The organism is Gilliamella sp. wkB171 (assembly GCF_001693755.1).
GTDB classification, from domain to species: domain Bacteria; phylum Pseudomonadota; class Gammaproteobacteria; order Enterobacterales; family Orbaceae; genus Gilliamella; species Gilliamella apicola_F.
On record NZ_LYST01000043.1, the window covers coordinates 333,330 to 353,097 of the forward strand.

The 19,768-nt window shown below is 36.1% G+C and carries 18 protein-coding genes, 1 pseudogene and 1 riboswitch; of the genes and pseudogenes, 14 read left to right on the plus strand and 5 right to left on the minus strand.

Features of this window, described 5'->3' with window-relative positions; translation table 11 throughout:
* Positions 1–580 precede the first annotated feature (580 nt).
* Positions 581–2,023 carry an LTA synthase family protein gene (locus A9G03_RS07575; RefSeq protein WP_065634284.1) on the plus strand — a complete coding sequence of 481 codons (1,443 nt, stop codon included), beginning with the start codon at positions 581–583 and terminating at the stop codon, positions 2,021–2,023.
* Positions 2,024–2,080: 57 nt separating this feature from the next.
* Positions 2,081–2,453, plus strand: a pseudogene (locus A9G03_RS07580) (LysE family transporter); the annotation flags it as partial.
* 144 nt (positions 2,454–2,597) lie between these two features.
* Here the strand turns inward: A9G03_RS07580 and A9G03_RS07585 are convergent.
* On the minus strand, positions 2,598–3,161 hold the full coding sequence (locus tag A9G03_RS07585; protein ID WP_065798843.1) for a hypothetical protein: 564 nt from the start codon (positions 3,159–3,161) through the stop codon (positions 2,598–2,600).
* A 149-nt stretch (positions 3,162–3,310) separates the two neighbouring features.
* Positions 3,311–4,723: a hypothetical protein gene (locus A9G03_RS12560; protein WP_179854745.1), complete on the minus strand. Its 1,413-nt coding sequence runs from the start codon at positions 4,721–4,723 to the stop codon at positions 3,311–3,313.
* A gap of 998 nt (positions 4,724–5,721) precedes the next feature.
* On the opposite strand from A9G03_RS12560, the gene A9G03_RS07595 reads away from it, so the two are divergent.
* From A9G03_RS07595 to thiD, 12 genes are all read left to right on the plus strand, one after another.
* Positions 5,722–6,345, plus strand: a complete 624-nt coding sequence (locus tag A9G03_RS07595) for a LysE family transporter (RefSeq protein WP_065634800.1) — start codon at positions 5,722–5,724, stop codon at positions 6,343–6,345.
* Positions 6,346–6,532: 187 nt separating this feature from the next.
* A complete protein-coding gene (gene gutQ, locus A9G03_RS07600; RefSeq protein ID WP_065634799.1) occupies positions 6,533–7,495 on the plus strand; it encodes an arabinose-5-phosphate isomerase GutQ in 963 nt (320 codons plus the stop codon).
* Positions 7,496–7,681: 186 nt separating this feature from the next.
* Positions 7,682–8,203, plus strand: a complete 522-nt coding sequence (gene aroK, locus A9G03_RS07605; protein ID WP_065634798.1) for a shikimate kinase AroK — start codon at positions 7,682–7,684, stop codon at positions 8,201–8,203.
* Between the two features lie 68 nt (positions 8,204–8,271).
* Entirely contained in the window at positions 8,272–9,120 is an 849-nt protein-coding gene (locus A9G03_RS07610; RefSeq protein WP_065798845.1) for an SPOR domain-containing protein, read from the plus strand.
* A gap of 48 nt (positions 9,121–9,168) precedes the next feature.
* Positions 9,169–9,990, plus strand: a complete 822-nt coding sequence (locus A9G03_RS07615; RefSeq protein WP_065634796.1) for a Dam family site-specific DNA-(adenine-N6)-methyltransferase — start codon at positions 9,169–9,171, stop codon at positions 9,988–9,990.
* A 37-nt stretch (positions 9,991–10,027) separates the two neighbouring features.
* Positions 10,028–10,705, plus strand: a complete 678-nt coding sequence (rpe, locus tag A9G03_RS07620) for a ribulose-phosphate 3-epimerase (RefSeq protein WP_065634795.1) — start codon at positions 10,028–10,030, stop codon at positions 10,703–10,705.
* Positions 10,698–11,393, plus strand: coding sequence for a phosphoglycolate phosphatase (locus A9G03_RS07625; protein ID WP_065798846.1), 696 nt, complete (start codon positions 10,698–10,700; stop codon positions 11,391–11,393). Before rpe ends, A9G03_RS07625 begins: the two co-directional genes overlap by 8 nt.
* 39 nt (positions 11,394–11,432) lie before the next feature.
* Positions 11,433–12,428 carry a tryptophan--tRNA ligase gene (gene trpS / locus A9G03_RS07630; RefSeq protein WP_065634793.1) on the plus strand — a complete coding sequence of 332 codons (996 nt, stop codon included), beginning with the start codon at positions 11,433–11,435 and terminating at the stop codon, positions 12,426–12,428.
* A 76-nt stretch (positions 12,429–12,504) separates the two neighbouring features.
* Positions 12,505–13,908: a Trk system potassium transporter TrkA gene (gene trkA / locus A9G03_RS07635; RefSeq protein WP_255307739.1), complete on the plus strand. Its 1,404-nt coding sequence runs from the start codon at positions 12,505–12,507 to the stop codon at positions 13,906–13,908.
* 39 nt (positions 13,909–13,947) lie between these two features.
* Positions 13,948–14,050: riboswitch (TPP riboswitch) on the plus strand.
* A 68-nt stretch (positions 14,051–14,118) separates the two neighbouring features.
* Entirely contained in the window at positions 14,119–14,898 is a 780-nt protein-coding gene (thiM, locus tag A9G03_RS07640) for a hydroxyethylthiazole kinase (RefSeq protein ID WP_065798988.1), read from the plus strand.
* A gap of 9 nt (positions 14,899–14,907) precedes the next feature.
* Entirely contained in the window at positions 14,908–15,549 is a 642-nt protein-coding gene (gene thiE / locus A9G03_RS07645; protein ID WP_065798847.1) for a thiamine phosphate synthase, read from the plus strand.
* A gap of 11 nt (positions 15,550–15,560) precedes the next feature.
* Positions 15,561–16,355 (plus strand): bifunctional hydroxymethylpyrimidine kinase/phosphomethylpyrimidine kinase, encoded by a 795-nt coding sequence (gene thiD, locus A9G03_RS07650; RefSeq protein WP_065798848.1) that lies wholly within the window; start codon positions 15,561–15,563, stop codon positions 16,353–16,355.
* A 119-nt stretch (positions 16,356–16,474) separates the two neighbouring features.
* Here the strand turns inward: thiD and A9G03_RS07655 are convergent, their stop codons facing one another.
* The 3 genes from A9G03_RS07655 to mnmE form a co-directional block, all read right to left on the minus strand.
* Positions 16,475–16,981 carry an STY0301 family protein gene (locus tag A9G03_RS07655; protein ID WP_065798849.1) on the minus strand — a complete coding sequence of 169 codons (507 nt, stop codon included), beginning with the start codon at positions 16,979–16,981 and terminating at the stop codon, positions 16,475–16,477.
* Positions 16,982–17,301: 320 nt separating this feature from the next.
* A complete protein-coding gene (locus A9G03_RS07660; protein ID WP_065798850.1) occupies positions 17,302–17,505 on the minus strand; it encodes a heavy-metal-associated domain-containing protein in 204 nt (67 codons plus the stop codon).
* A gap of 791 nt (positions 17,506–18,296) precedes the next feature.
* Complete coding sequence (mnmE, locus tag A9G03_RS07665; protein WP_065798989.1) at positions 18,297–19,658, minus strand: tRNA uridine-5-carboxymethylaminomethyl(34) synthesis GTPase MnmE; 1,362 nt, start codon at positions 19,656–19,658, stop codon at positions 18,297–18,299.
* Between the last annotated feature and the right edge of the window lie 110 nt (positions 19,659–19,768).

Here is a 19,768-nt window from a genome sequence, read left to right on the forward strand (position 1 = left end):
ATAGCTGATAATAATTTGCAGGTTTGTTGTTTATTAAAAAAGTGAATACATACCGTATCGTTATCGATCTTATTGCTTAAATTAAACTGTATAGATCAGATCGGAAAGATGCTTCACCAGTAGCAATCACTTCATAAGCTTTATTTTATTTTCAGAAAATAACAGAATGATAACTGTGTTTATATAATCTTTTTTTATTTATTCAAAAACAAGTTAAGTTATTTTAGTTTTCGATACATCTAACCTCTAATAGACAATGTTATTTTCATCCACATGTTTGTCAAATTTATAGGTCACGCATAATAGTCAGAATCTTTGGTAACAGAAGTAAGTAAAAAAACCAATAGCAACAAAACAGTGAAATTCTTCATATTATTTTTGCTTTTTTTATTAACCTATTAATTTAATATCAAAAAAATAAAAAAAAGATTGTTAATTTTTTTAATAACTTTAACCGCCAATGCTGAGTGGCCAACAATAATGGAATATAATGTTCGTTATACCACCCTTGGTTACTTTTTTATTTTTTCAAGAATACGTATATACTGTGGCAAAGTTAATTGCTGAGTAACACGTTTTTATGCCTTTATCTACCCTTGTTATTTTACCTTTTTTGCTACTAACTATTCTTTTCGCTTCATTATTTAAACAAAAAAAATGGCAACTATTGATCATAGTATTAATGACAGTTTTTATTGTGATGGAACTGACCTCGATCTATTTTAGTGGTGGATTTATCGATTATCAGTTTTACGTTAATTTAAATGTTAATGATATTATTGAAGGGCTGTTTATCTTTAAATTACAAGCCGTACTTGTGATTGCGGTATTTTTTATATTGATATATTTGCTGACAAAGTTAGCTAATTTGTGCCAACATAAATGTCGATTATCGATCCGAATATTAATTGGTGTAATAGCAATTATCTCATTAAGTTATCAAAACGGTCCATTTAGCCGAATATACGAGATCTATCAAGTGACCTGTGCACCTAAACGATCATTTGAGCAGGCACTACACGCATTAAACATGGACAATTATCCAACTAAGCAACAAATCACTAGTGAAAAAGGTAAAAATATTATTGTTCTATCTTTAGAATCGTTTGAACAAGGTTTTTTTGATTTTACTGATATTACGCCACATTTACGCCAACTACGGCAAGACTATACCTTCTTTGCTAATATGCCAATGAGCGCTGGTAGCAGTTGGACAACAGCTTCAATGTATACTTATATGACTGGTATGCCATTTTTAATTGGTGAATATTCGACATCACCGCTGGCCAGCGCAAATAAAACACAGTTAGTCAGTTTGGGGGACGTACTCAAACAAGCAGGCTATGAAACGCGCTATGTTATGGCTGGCCCTGAATTTGCGGGTATTGGACACATAGCCGAGCTGTTAGGCATGCAAGTCGTTTCTGAGAAAAACTATGCTGGTCAATATCCTAATGCGCCTTTTGGTTTATATGATAAAGATATATTAGATATAGCCCACAAACAGGTAACGAGTTTGCATAGCTCAGGTAAACCCTTCGCGCTATTTATTTCAACCATTTCAACGCATGCGCCAAATGGTTTTTATGACGAACGAATGCGATCGGTGATTGCACCGAAAGACGATAATATGTCATTTGTTGCTGCTTCGTTAGACTATAATGTTGGTCAGTTTATTAAGCAGTTAAAAGATCAAGGACTACTTGAAAACACCGTGTTTTATATCTTTCCCGATCACTTAATGATGGGTGCGGCAACCCCAACGATAAAACATCTTGCAGAAAAAGAACGTAAGCTTTATTTGCTCACAAATGCACAAACAGCTGATTTACAAAAAACACCCGATCAAACCATTTATCAGATTGATTTGCCAAGGCTCATTTTAAATGGTGCTCAAATTAACAGTAATGTTAAATTTTTAACCGATTATTTAACTCAACCAAATTTAGATAAAAAACAGTATATTGAACAAAATAAACCGAATATTGCTAGTTTGAATCAAGCTGCTCAATTATTGAATTAGGCATAATTATGACTCTTGATACCGTACTTTTTAGTGTCAACCATCAGTTGTCTTGGCATGATTTCGCCTGGCCCTGACTTTTTTGGTTTTGAAAAACAGCTTAACTTATAGCCGAAAAATAGTGCTGTTGACGTGTTTAGGAGTCATCACTGCAATATTAATCCATATGAGTTATTGTGTAGCCGGTGTGGCAGTACTGATTGCTGCTACGCCATTACTGTATAATGCATTACGCTATGCGTGTGCCGTTTACTTATTATGGCTTGGCATTAAAGCATTACTTGCAAAAAAGACCAATATCACTTATGTAAATCAGCAATTAATTGACAAACAAATGTCAGCTAAATCCGCGTTTATGCAAGGGTTATTGTGTAACTTACTTAATCCTAAAGCAACGTTATTTCTTCTAGCTATTTTTACACAGGTATTAAATTAACTTGTTGATTGGTTAGATACTTAGCCGACTTGATATCGGCTATTTCATTATTGTGTGAATAACTTTTTCTCAAAAAAGTGTGTTGAGATTTTACATTATTTTAAAAAATAAAAATGCATGTTTTTTATACTAGAAATTTTATCTCAGACGGCTTCGCCCCTGTGATAAAATTTTTTCCTTCAAACCTCGGATAAAACCCGATTCTATTGATGATGGATATTTATCCTGTCGCCAATTCATTAAAAAATAATACTCTTGCTCGCTGAGTGTTAGCTGCCTGCTGGCTGCTAACTTTCTGCTCAAAGCCGATACTTCTAAGTTTTTTTCAGCCTCTACTAGCTCTGTTTCATTTTTTCGCTCGATTTCTTCCTTCTTTAGTAGATAATTTTTTTGCTTGAGATACCAACTGTTATAATCTGTCAAATCCTCTATTTCATGTGTTAACTTTATTTCATAACCATATTCATGATGAATTAATCTACGACCAAAATGTTTTTCTAAGGTTGAAACCGGTAATCCACCTCGTAGAATAAGATCGCCACCACTTTTTTTATGACGAACACCGCATACTTTCACCAAAAGATTTAATTCAATTCTAGCCAAATAAAGCGACATGCCATACAATTGCGCAAATATTCCTTGCTTGAAAAAATAAATACTAGTGCGACTATTACTTTTCTCTAATTTATCAATTATATCCATACTACATTTAACCTTTATCTAATCAATAGTGATTATGAATTTTAATCAAATCAGTAATGCTCATTTTGTATTCAGCTAGTAAAAGATTCATCCATCCTTGGACTAACATTGTAAAAAACGTATCAGTATATTGAAAATTAATACATTTTTTAGTAAAAATCTAAAACACATGCTGCTCTACGTGAATTAATAGTTTGATCCCAATAGTGTACATTCCCAGCCCCAGACCATACATCATAAGGCGAAGTTGTAACGCCATCATCAGATGCAGCCCAATAATAAGTAGGTAACCAGGCACTATTTGGGTAATTTTCAGGCGCATTATCTGTTCTACCCCATTCATTAAATATACCGCCAATCCATTTACCATTGACTTTATAACTCAATTGTCGACGATAAATATTAACGCTTCGACCAGGTATGCCACCATTCCAATTTATATCAACATTATTTGCATTTGTGTAATCTTCCATTCGAGCTAAACGATAAGGCCCAGCTAAACTTTTACAAGTTGAATAGGCAGAACTATATGTTCTTGGGGTTAAAGGTACATACCAACGTCGCAAATAAAAACTGTACAATATATTTTTCTTTGCCGTATCAGAATAAATTTTAAAGATAGGAAATGATGGTGGTCGTACACCATCCTTTAACACGGCTCCATTAGTACCCGGAGATTTTAGTACCACTTTTATTGCTTTTTGCTTGGCACTATTGCCCCAACCTGGCGTGTCTTGTACAGATAATCGAGCATAGGCATTCATTGAGGTGCTACTACCGTCGTAGGTTACTGTTGAACCATTGATTGACAGTACTGTTTCAGGCGTTATACCACCCAAAATTAAATAAAATTCCATATTATTTGCACCAGTTGAAGGAAAATTACTACTCGATGATGCTGGATTTTTAGGCACAAACCCTTTCCCTCCAACCCAATCAGGGCCATCTAAATCACTAAGATTAACACCTGGATAGGGGTAGGAGCTTGAATCCATTGCTACATTAGGTTGTACATAACATACTTTAGGCGGACTTGGATAAAAATAATAACTATGACTGCCTCCGGTAAATTGACCTATATCCGGTATACCATAACTGGTTACTAAAGCACCATCATCAGCACTGAGTGTTAATTTATAGGGAGATTTACACGCATCTAATTCACTATTCGGATTTGACTTTACATAATTGGTGATATCTTCTCCTGCCGCATTTTCCCACTTTATTTGCATATTACCCGTTATCGTAAATAATTTATCACCATCCGGATCGCGCCAATAATTATTTGTCACAACCACATTGGCTAAGGTCGTTGATGGATAATTTGCAAACGGCATATTTGTCACAATATCACTAAATGTCGATGGCGCCTTATCTATCACAATAGGGTTTGTCGCACTTGAATTGTCTTGCAATGCCGAAATGACTACTTTATTCGGTAGCGTAATAGATAACAACGGCATTATTGTTGATGAAGCACTCTTACCATTGTCAAAACTTAAATACGGACTACTACCATTAATCGACTTTGCTGTTTGTGAACTTAATCCATAAACGGGCATACTAAACAGCACCGGACATAACAAAAACACTAACAATAAACGTCGTTTTATAAATAATTTTAATAATAAGTCTAATTTGGATAAAACGGCTAATTTTAACCGACCAACAAATTGATTAATGAAAAAATAAAATAATAAAAAGGAATTTCTGGCGGGAATAATAACGCTAACGAACGCGCTAAAAAAGTGAATTATTCTATATGTGGCTGGCTGGCTGGCTGGCTGGCTGGCTGGCTGGCTGGCTGGCTGGCTGGCTGGCTGGCTGGCTGGCTGGCTGGCTGGCTCCGTAAACAACTGTATTTTAACATATTTTTAATCCTTTTTAAATAGTCCTTTGTTTTTTATACTAAATTTTGAACAAATACCATATGCTTTCAATAATATTATATGGAAAGCAGTATAAAAAAAACAATCAAACTCATCAATGATAAAATAGTTAATAATTGTAAAGTCTACTTTAATGATAGCTGATAATAATTTGCAGGTTTGTTGTTTGAACTCAAAAAGGTCGATACATACTGTATACTTATCAAGCTTATTATTTAACTTAAATGATAAAGCTCTAAACCATTTATCACCCCAATTAATTGTGTGAGATCATAAGAATGAAATCGTTTCACATAAAGCCAATCTATTAAGAAAATTAATTACCATCATCGATATAATTAATTTGACGTTGCGCAACGAAATAACTATCAACGTTATCTATTAAGCATTTTCGAGCGGATACTTCACTTGTAATAAGTACCTCAATAAACTCTATTTTGATTATTATGTAAAGAAAATGATAAACTTGTTGGGATAACTTTTTTATTTTTTCAAGAATACATATATACTATGGAAATATTGATTGCCAAGTAACGCGTTTTTATGCCTTTATCTACCTTTGTTATTTTACCTCTTTTGCGACTTAATTTTATTTTCGCTTCATTATTTAAGCAAAATTCCGGCATTGCTAGTTTAAATCAAGCTGCTCACTTGTTGAATTAGGCATAATTATGACTCTTGATACCGTACTTTTAGTGTCAACCATCAGTTGTCTTGGCATGATTTCGCCTGGTCCTGACTTTTTTTTGGTTTTGAAAAACAGCTTAACTTATAGCCGAAAAATAGCGCTGTTGACGTGTTTGGGAGTCATCACTGCAATATTAATCCATATGAGTTATTGTGTAGCCGGTGTGGCAGTACTGATTGCTGCTACACCATTACTGTATAATGTATTACGTTATGCAGGTGCCGCTTACTTATTATGGCTTGGCATTAAAGCATTACTTGCTAAACAGACCAATACTACTTATGTCAGTCAACAATTAATTGACAAACAAATGTCCGCTAAATCCGCGTTTATACAAGGGTTATTGTGTAACTTACTTAATCCTAAAGCAACCTTATTTTTTCTAGCTATTTTTACCCAAGTATTAAATGCTAACTCGTCAACCACCGACAAATTGTTAGTTGCATTCATCATTTGGATAGAAGCCGTATTATGGTGGCCATTTGTGGTTTTCATCTTTCAAACACAAGCAGTTCAACGACACTATTTTAAAATGCAATTAATTATCGATAAATTATTGGGGGTAATTTTAATCACATTGGGCATAAAAGTGGCTTTTGGGTTATAAATTATTATGTATTGATGTTTAAAGGCTTGAAATACCACAAATGCTTTAATGTCACACCTTTCTTTTTTGAATATTCGATCGTTAATTGATAAAATATCAGTAATCCGACTCTTTATAATCATTTTACGTTGTTATCACCGATTATAAATTCATTTTATTCATATTAAATGCGTTAGGCTTGTTGAAAATGGACAAATTATTACAATATGGTCGTGAGTTACTTGAATTAGAACTTCACGAAGCTCAAAAACTACCAAACCGACTCGGGCAAGATTTTATCAAAGCTTGTCAGCTGATTTTAACAACAAAAGGCAAAGTTGTTGTATCAGGTATTGGTAAATCTGGGCATATTGGTAAAAAAATTGCGGCCTCACTTGCCAGCACTGGTAGTCCAGCTTTTTTCATGCATCCTTCCGAAGCATTACATGGTGATCTAGGCATGGTGACCGAAAACGATGTTGTTATCTTGATTTCTTATTCTGGTCGGGCAAAAGAATTTAATTTTATTATCCCTATCCTTACAGCAATGAATGTGCCTATTATTGCAATTACAGGTGGATTAGATTCACCATTAGCTAAATCTGCTCAGGCTGTGCTTGATATTTCAATTGAAAAAGAGGCCTGCCCTATGGGACTTGCACCGACTTCGAGTTCGACCAATACTTTATTAATGGGCGATGCGCTTGCCATAGCTGTTATGCGTGCTCGGGGTTTTAAAGAAGAAGATTTTGCGCGCTCTCATCCTGCGGGGAGTTTAGGCGCTAAATTACTCAATCATGTGAAAGATGTTATGCGACAGGGCGATTTAATTCCCAAAGTACCACAAACGGCTACCGTATTTGATGCTATGTTAGAATTAAGCCGAACTGGTGTGGGTATAGTTGCAATCTGCAAAAATAATAATAAAATTGTTGGTGTATTTACTGATGGGGATTTACGCCGTTTATTACTCAAAAATGGGACATTGCAAGACAGCATTACAGACGTGATGACCAGCCCAGGATATCAAATACCTGAAAATTGGAAAGCAGTAGAGGCTTTAAAATCATTTAATGACCACAATATTACAGCTGCACCCGTTGTAAATAGCGAAGGTGAATTAGTCGGTGCGTTAAATATTCATGATTTACACCAAGCAGGAATAAGCTAGAAAACTATTACAAATACTTATTGCAAAAAGGTACTATCTATTGAGATAATTACCGACCTAAATTTTTGTCGTTAGACGGAGATCCAAGAAAAGTTACACAGTTAATGAGGTAAATGATTCAATCAGTCATAAACATTAACATTGTGTTGTATATTTTAACCAAAATTAATAGATGATGAAACTACAATGGCAGAAAAGCGAAATATCTTTCTAATTGGCCCAATGGGGGCTGGAAAAAGCACTATAGGCCGACAAATTGCACAACAGTTGGGCATGGAATTTTTCGACTCTGATCAAGAGATTGAAAAACGTACTGGTGCTGATATTGCATGGATTTTTGATTTAGAGGGTGAAGACGGATTCAGAGCCAGAGAAGAAAAAGTTATTAATGAATTAACTGAAAAACAAGGTGTAGTATTAGCTACCGGTGGTGGTTCAGTATTATCAAAAGAGACCCGTAATCGATTATCAGCACGTGGTATTGTTGTTTATTTAGAAACAACTATTGAAAAACAAATGGCAAGGACGCAAAAAGACAAACGTCGCCCATTATTACAAGGTGGTAATACTCCAAGAGAACTTTATGAAGAGTTAGCGGGAGAACGTGAACCTCTTTATGAAGAAATTGCGGATATCACAATTAAAACAGATGAACAAAGTGCCAAAGGTGTTGCGGGTTATATCATTGAAAAAATAGAGCAAATTTAAGCCATTTATTTTAACAATAATGGTTAGTCATAAAGCAATAAACCTTTTGGATAGGTTAAGGAGCAAGTATGCGTGTAGATAGAGATGACCGTTATATAACAGAACAACCTAGTAAGGACGCTAAGCCCTCGTTGACATTGCCAAGTTTTTTACAAGATTTTCCAAGAAAAAAATTAATTATTCTTGGTTTGGCAATCGTTATTATTCTGTTATTGCTTAGTTTAATTATCTTTCGATCTTCTTCACGTAAAAATGAACCAACGCTTGTAACGCCACCTGAAGTAAATAGTGTAAGTTCAGCTGACGCCAATACTACGCCTATAACTGACGGACTAAACAGTCCAGCGACAAATGCAATGCCAACAGAAAGCGCTGGCGTTGCAAATCAGACACCAACTGAAAGTGCGTTAAATCAAACAAATACGCAACAACAACTGGATATTCCTAGCGATACAGGTAGCGACTTAGCAAATACAAATACGCCAACTGCTCCTTCAGTTAATCGTGATATAACAACGTCAACGAATAGAACGACAACAATTAATGACACTAACGGTAGAACCCATGTTTCACACCAAACAGATAGTCATAATCGAAAATCAACTAATAAAAAAGACGAAAAAACCAATACAGCTAAAAACGCTAAGATAGGAAACGATCGTTACGCAATTCAGCTTAGCGCTTCTAAATCGGCTGAAGGTTTAAGGAAACTTGTAAAACAAAATAATATTACTGATTATCATATTTATGAAACTAAGCATAAAAATGGTACGTGGTTCATTTTAATCAAAGGCAATTATTCATCAAGAGATGAAGCTCATAAAGCGATGAAATCTTTACCAGCAGTACTCCAAAAAGATAAACCATGGGTTAAATCTGGAGCCGCTATTAACAAAGAGAAAATTGCAAACAACTAAAGGATATCGTTCATTTATCCGACTACAAAGAAAAACTAGGAGTAACCGTTGAAAAAGCAACGAGCCTTTTTAAAATGGGCAGGAGGAAAATATGAGCTTGTGGACACAATTAGGCGATATCTCCCTGAAGGTGATCAATTAATTGAACCTTTTGTTGGTGCTGGATCAGTATTTTTAAATACACATTATAAAAGCTATATTTTAGCTGACATCAATCATGATCTGATTGCATTATTTAACTTGTTAAAATCCAGCCCAGATCAATTTATTAATGATCTTAAATTATTATTTACTCATCAGAACAACCAGTCTGATGCCTTTTATCAACTGCGCGATGTATTTAATCATAGTAAAGATCAATATATACGTTCACTATTATTTGTCTATTTAAATCGACATGGTTACAACGGCTTATGTCGTTATAATAATAGTGGTTTTTTTAATGTGCCATTTGGTCGTTATAAAACTATCTATTTTCCAGAAAGAGAACTCTATTTTTTTGCTAAAAAAGCTCAAAATGCCCAATTTATTTGTGCTCCTTATTATGAAGTAATGAAAAAAGCTAAACAAAATTCAGTAATTTATTGTGATCCCCCTTACCTTTCAGCGGGTAATTCGGCGGGTTTTACAGCCTATTATTCGAATAATTTTGGTTTTGAAGAACATAAAAAGTTATCGCAACTTGCTGAAAATATCGCCTATCAAAATGATATTCCGGTTCTTGTATCTAATCATGATACTTCTTATACAAGAAGCTTATATAAAAAAGCACGCCATCTTTATCGGGCCGAAATGCGTCGTTCGATTAGCTGCGCTGGTGAAGGGCGAAAAAAAATTGACGAGATTTTAGCACTATATCAAAAATCTTAAACGACAGGGATGAGCTTTTAGCACAAGAGGTTTTATCATGAAAGAATTTATTATAGCACCATCAATATTATCTGCTGACTTTGCTCGCCTTGGTGAGGATACTCAAAAAGTACTTGATGCAGGAGCAGATGTTGTCCATTTTGATGTAATGGACAATCACTTTGTTCCCAATCTTACCATGGGCAGTATGTTTTGTAAGGCACTGCGTGATTTTGGTATAACAGCACCGATAGATGTCCATTTAATGGTTACCCCAGTTGAGGAGCTGATTATTTCATTTGCTAAAGCAGGTGCAACGAATATTTCTATTCATCCTGAAGCGACCATCCACTTAGATCGTTCTTTACAATTAATCAAAGATCATGGCTGCACAGCGGGTATTGTGCTTAATCCTGCTACACCTTTAAGCTACTTAGATTATGTGATGGATAAAGTCGATATTATTTTAGTAATGGGCGTAAATCCTGGTTTTGGTGGACAATCATTTATTCCATCAACATTGAAAAAACTACAACAAGTAAGAGAGCGTATTAATCAATCTAAACAAAATATTCGTTTAGAAATTGATGGTGGTGTAAAAGTTGATAACATTGCCGAAATTGCTAAAGCTGGTGCAGATATGTTTGTTGCAGGTTCAGCAATATTTAGTCAACCAGATTATAAAACAGTGATTGATGCAATGCGTAAAGCGCTATCAGGAGTAACTCATGCCTAAACTCGACGATATTCAAGCCATCGCCTTTGATCTGGATGGAACACTAGTGGATAGTGTTCCTGGACTTGCGCTTGCAGCCCAACATATGCTTGCCGATTTAAAATTAAATACGATAACCAATGAGCAAGTAAAAAACTTTGTAGGTAATGGCATTGATGTGATGTTAGAACGCATATTTAAAGCTATCAATGTCCAACCTTCTAATGAAATGTTTTCACAAGCCAAGGCACTCTTTAATCGACATTACGATAAGGTTATGGATGTAGAAACTAAGTTATTTCCACACGTCAAACAAACCTTAAAAGCATTACATGACAACCACTATCCACTTGCTTTAGTCACCAATAAACCTGCACAATTTTTGCCTGATTTACTGACTTCTTTAGGAATAAAAGAATACTTTTCGTTAGTCTTAGGTGGTGGTGATGTGATCAAATTAAAACCTCATCCAGCTGGACTTTATCAAGTGATGGCGGCCTTCGGTCTATTTAGTGATCAATTATTATTTGTGGGTGATTCTCAAAATGACATTATGGCAGCTAAAAACGCACATTGCCCTACTGTAGCATTGAGCTATGGTTATAATTATGGAATATCGATTGCAACAAGTGATCCCGATTTCTTATTTGATGATTTTAAAGATATATTAACGTTATTACCTCATCCCAAAGCTGATGCAAAAAAATAATTAGCAAAAAACAGAGCATAAATAAATTAGGAATAAATTATGAGTAAACCGATTGTATTTAGTGGTGCACAACCTTCAGGAGAACTAACACTTGGCAACTATTTAGGTGCTTTAAAAAATTGGGTTGCGCTACAAAACGAATATGACTGCATTTACTGTATTGTCAATCAACATGCGATAACCGTAAGACAAGATCCACAAAAATTACGCAAAGCAACGCTAGATACAATGGCATTATATTTGGCATGCGGTATCGATCCACAAAAAAGCACTATATTTGTACAATCTCATGTTCCTGCCCATGCAGAATTAGGTTGGGCGTTAAACTGCTATACCTATTTTGGTGAACTTAGCCGCATGACGCAATTTAAGGATAAATCATCACGTCATTCAGAAAACATTAATGCTGGTCTATTTGATTATCCTGTGCTTATGGCTGCTGATATTTTGCTATATCAAGCCAATTTAGTACCGGTTGGCGATGATCAAAAACAACACCTTGAGCTAACACGTGATATTGCTATGCGATTTAATGCACTTTATGGTGATGTTTTTACTGTACCAGAGCCATTTATTGCTAAAGTTGGTGCAAGAGTGATGTCATTACAAGAACCAACTAAAAAAATGTCTAAATCTGATGAAAACCGCAATAACGTGATCGGTCTACTTGAAAATCCAAAAGATGTGGAGAAAAAGATCAAACGAGCGATGACCGATTCTGACGAACCACCAGTAGTTCGCTATGACTTAAAAAATAAAGTCGGCGTTTCTAATTTGTTAGATATTTTAACTGGCGTTACAGGTAAACCGATAGCAGAGCTTGAAAAAGAGTTTGAAGGAAAGATGTATGGTCATTTGAAAACGGAAGTAGCAACGCAAGTGATCGATATGTTAACAACATTACAAGCCCGTTATCATGAGTATCGCAACGATGAAAATTATCTATTTTCTATTATGCGTGAAGGCGCTGAAAAAGCGCGCGCTAAAGCCGAGCCGACCTTGAAAAAAGTATACGATGTAATCGGTTTTGTTTAATAGCGAGTCGAATAAATAGCGCAAATTAAGGGTAAACTTAAACAATATTAATTGACATAAGTACGCTTGTCACAAGATAGCAAGCGTAGTAAAGTCATTTAACGATGATAGGTCTGTTATGAAAATTATTATTCTAGGTGCAGGACAAACCGGCAGTGCATTAGCTGAGTATCTGGTTACCGAAAAACAAAACGATGTTACTGTCGTTGATGAAGATCATGACAAACTGCAATCACTACAAGAACGCTTTGATTTACAAGTTATTTTAGGAAAATCTTCATACCCTCAGGTATTAGAAAGCGCCGGTGCCGAATCCGCTGATATGCTTGTTGCTGTAACCAATTCTGATGAAGTTAACATGATGGCCTGTCAAATTGGTCATGTCATGTTTAAAATACCGCAAAAAGTTGCACGTATTCGAGCGCCTGAATATAACGACGAAAAATATCCCTTCTTTAACAAAGATTGTATTAATATTGACCACATCATTGCACCCGAAAATTTAATCACTAATCATGTCAGCCGGTTAGTACAATATCCAGGCGCTTTACAATTTGCCTCTTTTTATGATAATCGTGTCTGTCTCGTTGCAGTCACTGCTTATTATGGCGGTGCATTAGTGGGCAGTGAATTATCTGAACTAAAAGAGCATTTACCGCATGTCGAAGCTCGAGTGGTTGCGATATATCGAAAAAATCGTTTTATTCGCCCAATCGGTTCAACCTTAATTGAAGCGGGTGATATGGTCTATTTTATTACCCCTCCGGTGAACATAAAAGCCGTAACAAGTGAATTACAACGCTTAGAAAAGCCCTATAAACGTATCATTATTAGTGGCGGAGGCGGTGTTGCTGTCGCTCTAGCCAAACGCTTAGAAAACGATTATCAAGTAAAGTTAATTGAACGTAATGCTCAACGAGCTGAGTTTATTGCTGAACAGTTGGTCAATACAACCGTATTACATGGCGAATCTTCAGACCAAGAACTACTCTCACAAGAACAGGTAGAATTAACCGATCTCTTTATCGCTGTCACCAGTGATGATGAATCTAATATTATGTCATCAATGCTGGCTAAACGAATGGGCGCTAAAAAAGTGATTGTACTGATTCAACGGCAAGCTTATCTTGAATTGATCAATGATAGTGTGATTGATATTGCTATTTCACCACAGCATGCCACAATCTCTGAGCTTTTAAGCCATGTAAGACAAACGGGTATCGTCAAAGTCGTTTCACTCAGACAAGGGGAATCCGAAATTATTGAAGTTGTAGCGAAAGGCAATAGTGATACATCAAAACTTGTTGGTAAAAATATCAATGGATTAAAATTACCTTCAGCTGCAACAATTGGTGCAGTAGTACGAGGTGAAGATGTGATTATTGTTAATACTGATTTAACTATTGAAGATAATGACCATTTAATCATCTTTTTACCTGATAGAAAAGCCATTACCGATATTGAAAGATTATTACAATAATCTTGTTTAAAACTTATACTCAGTTCATAATACACAAATTGTTTTGACTCGGGGTGTTTTTTGTTTGATACAAAAAACTGAGATTTTACCCGTTGAACCTGATCTGGATTATACCAGCGTAGGGAAGTCTAGCCGTTAACCTTCTGATTGGCAAATTCTTCCTAACCTGTTATAAGTTGTATTAATCGTTAAGGAAAGAATATGTCAGAGATAAAAACCTTTCAGGCTGAGCACGCCACACCATTTATTCACCTTGTTAAGCAGCAACGCCCATTAGTACATTGCATCACCAATGAAGTCGTGCAAAATTTTACTGCCAATATCTTATTGGCGATTGGTGCATCGCCAGCGATGATTATTGCCAAACAAGAAGTAAAACCATTTGTCGATATTGCCAATAGCTTATTAATCAATATTGGAACACTACATAGCAATATTGCTGAAAGTATGCTGTTAGCAGCCGAACAAGCCCAACAAAGCCGAACACGCTGGGTGCTTGATCCGGTTGCCGTTGGACCTGCCCTAGCTTACCGCACTGATATCGCTCAACAACTGTTAAACTATCAACCGACAGTGATTCGTGGTAATGCCTCTGAAATTTTAGCGCTAAATGGCGAACATTCATGTTCTAAAGGTACCGATAGCCAAGATTCGACAACGGTTGCATTAACAGCAGCTCAACAATTGGCTCGTCGTTATCAAACCATTGTCGCCATGACAGGCGATATTGACTATATCACTGACGGTGAGAACACCTATCGCATTGCGGGTGGAGATATTGCATTAACTTATGTCACCGGTACAGGTTGTTCATTATCCGCGATGGTAGCTGCGTTTATTGCTTGTGGTGCTGATAGTTTAGCTGCCACAGCCAGTGCTTGTTATATGATGAAAACAGCTGGCGAGCGAGCCAATAAACAGAAAGGACTAGGCAGTTTTGCTGTGTCGCTTATCGATCAGCTTTCACTTTTTGTTGATGGTTCAAAATAAGGCAAGCAGATGAAAAAACAACTCGATTTAACCCTCTATTTAGTGCTCGATCCGCAATTGTGTGGCGGTATTCAAGGCATGCTTAATACCACCAAAATTGCCATCGAAAATGGTGTAACTACCGTACAATTAAGATCAGAACAAGAACTATCAGGTAAAGATTGGTATCACGCGGCTATGCAACTCAAACACCTTTTAAAAGACACACCAGTACCGCTACTTATTAATGATCATGTCGATATCGCATTAGCAATAGACGCTGACGGCGTACATATTGGACAGCGTGATCTACCTGTTGCCGTCACGCGTCAATTAATCGGTGCAAATAAATGGCTCGGCTTTTCTGTTAGTAATCAACAACAACTTGATGCCGTTGAATGGAAATTGGTTGATTATTTGGGTATCGGGCCAATCTTCCCAACTTCAACCAAAAAAGATGCAGCTTCTGCCATAGGTACTGCACAATTAGCTGAACTGGTGAAACTCAAACAGTGTCCTGCGGTTGCCATTGGCGGAATTGGTTTATCCAATGTCACTGAGGTCATAAAAACTGGTATTGAAGGTGTCGCAGTAGTATCCGCTATTTGTGGTCAAACAGATATTGCTAATGCCAGTCAATCGCTACTGACCAAAATTCAACAAGCAAGATAGGAAATCAAAGAATGACAACAGTTGCATTAACCATTGCCGGCTCCGATCCTAGCGGTGGCGCTGGTATACAAGCAGATTTAAAAACCTTTTCAGCGTTAGGTGCTTATGGCATGTCAGTGATCACCGCATTAACCGCACAAAGCACGCAAGGCGTCGATGCTGTTTTACCTGTCTCGCCTGAATTTGTAGAAGCCCAATTTAATACTCTGTATCAGGATATCAACATTAATAGTGTAAAAATGGGTATGTTAATGAATAAAGAGATTGTGACAGTGGTTCATCATCTCTTAAAAAAACATCCGATTGCCAACATCGTACTTGATACTGTCATGGTGGCTAAAGGCGGTCATCCACTACTGAAATCCGATGCGGTGAATGCAATCCGTGAATTACTATTACCATTAGCTACCGTTATCACCCCGAATCTACCAGAAGCTGCTGCCCTGCTCGATTGTCAAGAGGCTCAAAATGAGGATGAAATGCAGGTACAAGGACATGCCTTGCTAAAATTAGGTTGTAAAGCGGTATTAATCAAAGGTGGGCATTTACTTAGTCAAGAAAGCCCAGATTATTTAATTACTCCAAGCCAAACAATTAGAATGGTATCGCCTCGTATCCAAACTAAAAATACGCATGGTACTGGGTGCACATTATCAGCTGCAATTACCGCATTATTACCGCAAAACAGTTTGCCAGATGCCATTCAACAAGCAAAGAACTACTTACAAGGTGCAATTAGTCATGCCGATGATTTATCGATTGGCAAAGGAATTGGTCCAACCCACCATTTTTATCAATGGTGGTAAAAGCTAGCGAGCAAAATAATGGATTGCTTGATGTTTGATTACCCATTATTAGGGAATATCATGGCAGTTTGTGAATTGAACGGGTGTGGGATTGCCAAGCTTTGCAATCCCACATAGGATTATTTAACATCTTCGGCTTTATTTGTACTGCAATAAAGTGTATTTTCATGAGATACTTCCTTGCCGTACTTATCCTCAGAATAAAAAATCCAACAGCTTTTCATCGATGAGTCAATTTTTTGCACCAATTTAACCCTACTTCCGGAGTAGTCACAACGAACATAAAAGTTCTCATTAGGTTTAAATTGTTCAACCTCCCAGATAAACTGATATTTTTTAACGCCATTCTTTTTACTCAGCAAACGTTGATCGGGTTCTTGTATCACCGCCGGATCGTCTAGATAAACATTAATACCCCAAAACTCCTGTGAAAGGATAGACTGATCGATATCAGAAGCATCAGCATATTTGCTCTTACCAATCAGGTCCCAACCTTCTGGCATGTTTACCATTTTTTCTCGAACATCGATCGATTTTGGACAATCAATTTGGTAAGCATTGACGGTAAAAACCATTGCAAACCCAACAATGATTGTAACGATCGCATTTAACGTTTTTCCTTGCATATTGTTCATCCTTTTACTTTTTGTAGGTTAATAACTTATTGAAATATTCAACATTTCCTGTAATTATGGCAAGAATATCGACTTAGTCAAGTAGATTTAATCACTGATCACTGCACGTAGCATTATCATGATTTTCGGTTGCCTTTTATTGAGATTGCTTTAAGTGAAATCCATTGCAACCATGAATAGTCAACAAGGATATAGTGGAAAACAAAAAAAGGACTTTAGCTAAAGTCCCCTTTAAATTTAGCGTAATATTTTGCCACCCTTTACACAGCAAAATCACCCGATATGTATCTGCTTATTAAACAAATTAAAAATTAATATGAAATGCCCACAAATTCATAACCAGCTTCATTGACAGCTGCAATTGCCGATTCTTGTGAAATGCTACCACCCTCAATATCAACTTCATGTTTGGCTAAATCAACAGTCACCTTAGCTTTGGGATCGATATCATTAATCGCCTTAGTAATTGCTTTAACACAATGCTGACAAGTCATATTATCGACTATTAATTTCATGATAGACCTCTCTAATCAATCTGATAAAATCTACTATTAAATAAAAATTCATTTAACATCATTTAAATGTTACACAAAGAACCATTCTTTTAAATAATTGTTTTCGGTTGTACCTATATAGCATTATATATAACTAATTTTTAATAAATTCAAGCTGAGTTTTATTAATAACTTTGTATAGCTAAAGAAGGCAATATTTTTTATGATTTAATGCAACTTTGCAAAGGAAAGAACATAATCAATATTTTGCTCTAGAGTCATAGTTTTACCACGAATACAATGAGAGTAACGTTCATTCCCAAATTTTTTACTTTTGGTCTATTTGTTGTTTTACCTTCAGTATATAGATAACCAAAATTAGGTTTTATTACATCAAAATTGATAATACTAAAATGATACCAACTATCATAATCCCCTACAAGCATAACCCTTGCCCTTGGTTCATTAGCACTTGGCTCTACATATTGGATAACTTTTTTATAGCCTATAAGGCTACAACCAGTTAATTAAGTTAGTATAATTAAAAGAAAAATTTGACTAAATAGTTTTTCATAAATCATCCAACTTATACAGTAATCGCATTACACGCATACTAGATTATTTCTATTCTATATAAAGTTATTATAATTACGTTTCTTCTAGTTAGAATCTAATGTTAATACAACAAACTATCCTTGTTATATTGATAATATTCACCTCTTTTGAGCATTAAATCTTATATTTCAAATACAGCCCAGTTTAATTTATACAGTGAAAATTATGGCAATAATTAGAATAATTATCGATTTATGTTATTTTCCAATACAAAACGAACTAAATATCCGTCCAAGTAAATCATCCGAAGTAAATTGACCCGTTATTTCACTTAAAGCTTCTTGTGCTAACCTTAATTCTTCAGCTAATAGTTCACCTGCATGAAATGTCGTTAGTTGGTACTTACCGTTATTTAAATGTTCAGCGGCTTTTTCTAGTGCCTGTAAATGGCGACGACGGGCTAAAAATCCACTTTCTGTGCTACTGGTATAGCCCATGGCTTGTTTAAGATGTTCACGTAATAGTTCAATACCCTCACCTGTCCGTGCAGAAAGTTGAATCAGTGAGTAGCCATTTACTTCACTAAGACCAAGTTGTTCACCCGTAAGATCAGCTTTATTACGGATAACTGTCATCGGTATATTCTTAGGTAAACGTTCAATAAACTCAGGCCATAATTTTTCTGGGTTGGTTTCGGTTGTCGTAGTACTATCAACCATAAATAGTACGCGATCAGCTTGGTTTATTTCTTGCCAAGCCCGTTCAATACCAATACGTTCGACTTCGTCACTGGCTTCACGTAACCCTGCTGTGTCAATAATATGCAATGGCATGCCATCAATATGGATATGTTCACGTAATACATCACGGGTAGTGCCGGCGATATCAGTAACAATAGCCGCATCGCGCCCTGCTAATGCATTAAGTAAGCTCGATTTACCGGCATTGGGACGCCCTGCTATGACGACTTTCATGCCATCACGTAATAACGAACCTTGTTTAGCTTCTTGCCTGACTTCATTTAAGCGAGCAATCACTTCATTAAGCTGCGCTTCAATTTTGCCGTCCGATAAAAAGTCAATTTCTTCTTCAGGAAAATCGATGGCAGCTTCAGTAAAAATCCTTAAATGAATTAACGATTCAACCAATGCATTAACTTTTTGTGAAAATACCCCTTGTAATGATGAAATTGCCGATTTTGCAGCTTGCTCAGAACTGGCATCAATCAAATCGGCTATCGCTTCCGCTTGTGCCAGATCCAATTTATCATTCATAAAAGCACGTTCGGAAAATTCACCAGGTCTTGCTATACGCACGTCAGCAATTTCTAAAATACGTTTCAACAGTAGATCTAAAATAACGGGTCCACCGTGGCCTTGAAGTTCAAGTACATCTTCACCAGTAAATGAATGTGGATTGGGGAAGAATAAAGCAATGCCTTCATCTAACGTTGTCCCGTCAGAAGCTAAAAAAGGTAGATAGTGCGCATATCGTGGCTTAGGTAAAATGCCTAAAACTGCTTTGGCAACCTCTTGAGCTTTAGGGCCAGAAATACGTAATATGCCAACACCACCACGACCAGGTGGTGTTGCTTGTGCAACAATTGTATCTGATTTCATATTTGTATTTTTTCTAAAAAAATTAAAAAGCAATGTGTTCATCATACCATGTACACATTGCAAATACAGTATTTGTCGAGTGTTTACTGTTAACAAACTAGCAAACTCAC

What these genes read in the sequence shown, in the direction of transcription:
- A9G03_RS07575 (WP_065634284.1), top strand. Translation starts at nt 581, where the DNA reads ATGCCTTTATCTACCCTTGTTATTTTACCTTTTTTGCTACTAACTATT.
- A9G03_RS07585 (WP_065798843.1), bottom strand. Translation starts at nt 3,161, where the DNA reads ATGGATATAATTGATAAATTAGAGAAAAGTAATAGTCGCACTAGTATT.
- A9G03_RS12560 (WP_179854745.1), bottom strand. Translation starts at nt 4,723, where the DNA reads ATGCCCGTTTATGGATTAAGTTCACAAACAGCAAAGTCGATTAATGGT.
- A9G03_RS07595 (WP_065634800.1), top strand. Translation starts at nt 5,722, where the DNA reads ATGACTCTTGATACCGTACTTTTAGTGTCAACCATCAGTTGTCTTGGC.
- gutQ (WP_065634799.1), top strand. Translation starts at nt 6,533, where the DNA reads ATGGACAAATTATTACAATATGGTCGTGAGTTACTTGAATTAGAACTT.
- aroK (WP_065634798.1), top strand. Translation starts at nt 7,682, where the DNA reads ATGGCAGAAAAGCGAAATATCTTTCTAATTGGCCCAATGGGGGCTGGA.
- A9G03_RS07610 (WP_065798845.1), top strand. Translation starts at nt 8,272, where the DNA reads ATGCGTGTAGATAGAGATGACCGTTATATAACAGAACAACCTAGTAAG.
- rpe (WP_065634795.1), top strand. Translation starts at nt 10,028, where the DNA reads ATGAAAGAATTTATTATAGCACCATCAATATTATCTGCTGACTTTGCT.
- A9G03_RS07625 (WP_065798846.1), top strand. Translation starts at nt 10,698, where the DNA reads ATGCCTAAACTCGACGATATTCAAGCCATCGCCTTTGATCTGGATGGA.
- trpS (WP_065634793.1), top strand. Translation starts at nt 11,433, where the DNA reads ATGAGTAAACCGATTGTATTTAGTGGTGCACAACCTTCAGGAGAACTA.
- thiE (WP_065798847.1), top strand. Translation starts at nt 14,908, where the DNA reads ATGAAAAAACAACTCGATTTAACCCTCTATTTAGTGCTCGATCCGCAA.
- thiD (WP_065798848.1), top strand. Translation starts at nt 15,561, where the DNA reads ATGACAACAGTTGCATTAACCATTGCCGGCTCCGATCCTAGCGGTGGC.
- A9G03_RS07655 (WP_065798849.1), bottom strand. Translation starts at nt 16,981, where the DNA reads ATGCAAGGAAAAACGTTAAATGCGATCGTTACAATCATTGTTGGGTTT.
- A9G03_RS07660 (WP_065798850.1), bottom strand. Translation starts at nt 17,505, where the DNA reads ATGAAATTAATAGTCGATAATATGACTTGTCAGCATTGTGTTAAAGCA.
- mnmE (WP_065798989.1), bottom strand. Translation starts at nt 19,658, where the DNA reads ATGAAATCAGATACAATTGTTGCACAAGCAACACCACCTGGTCGTGGT.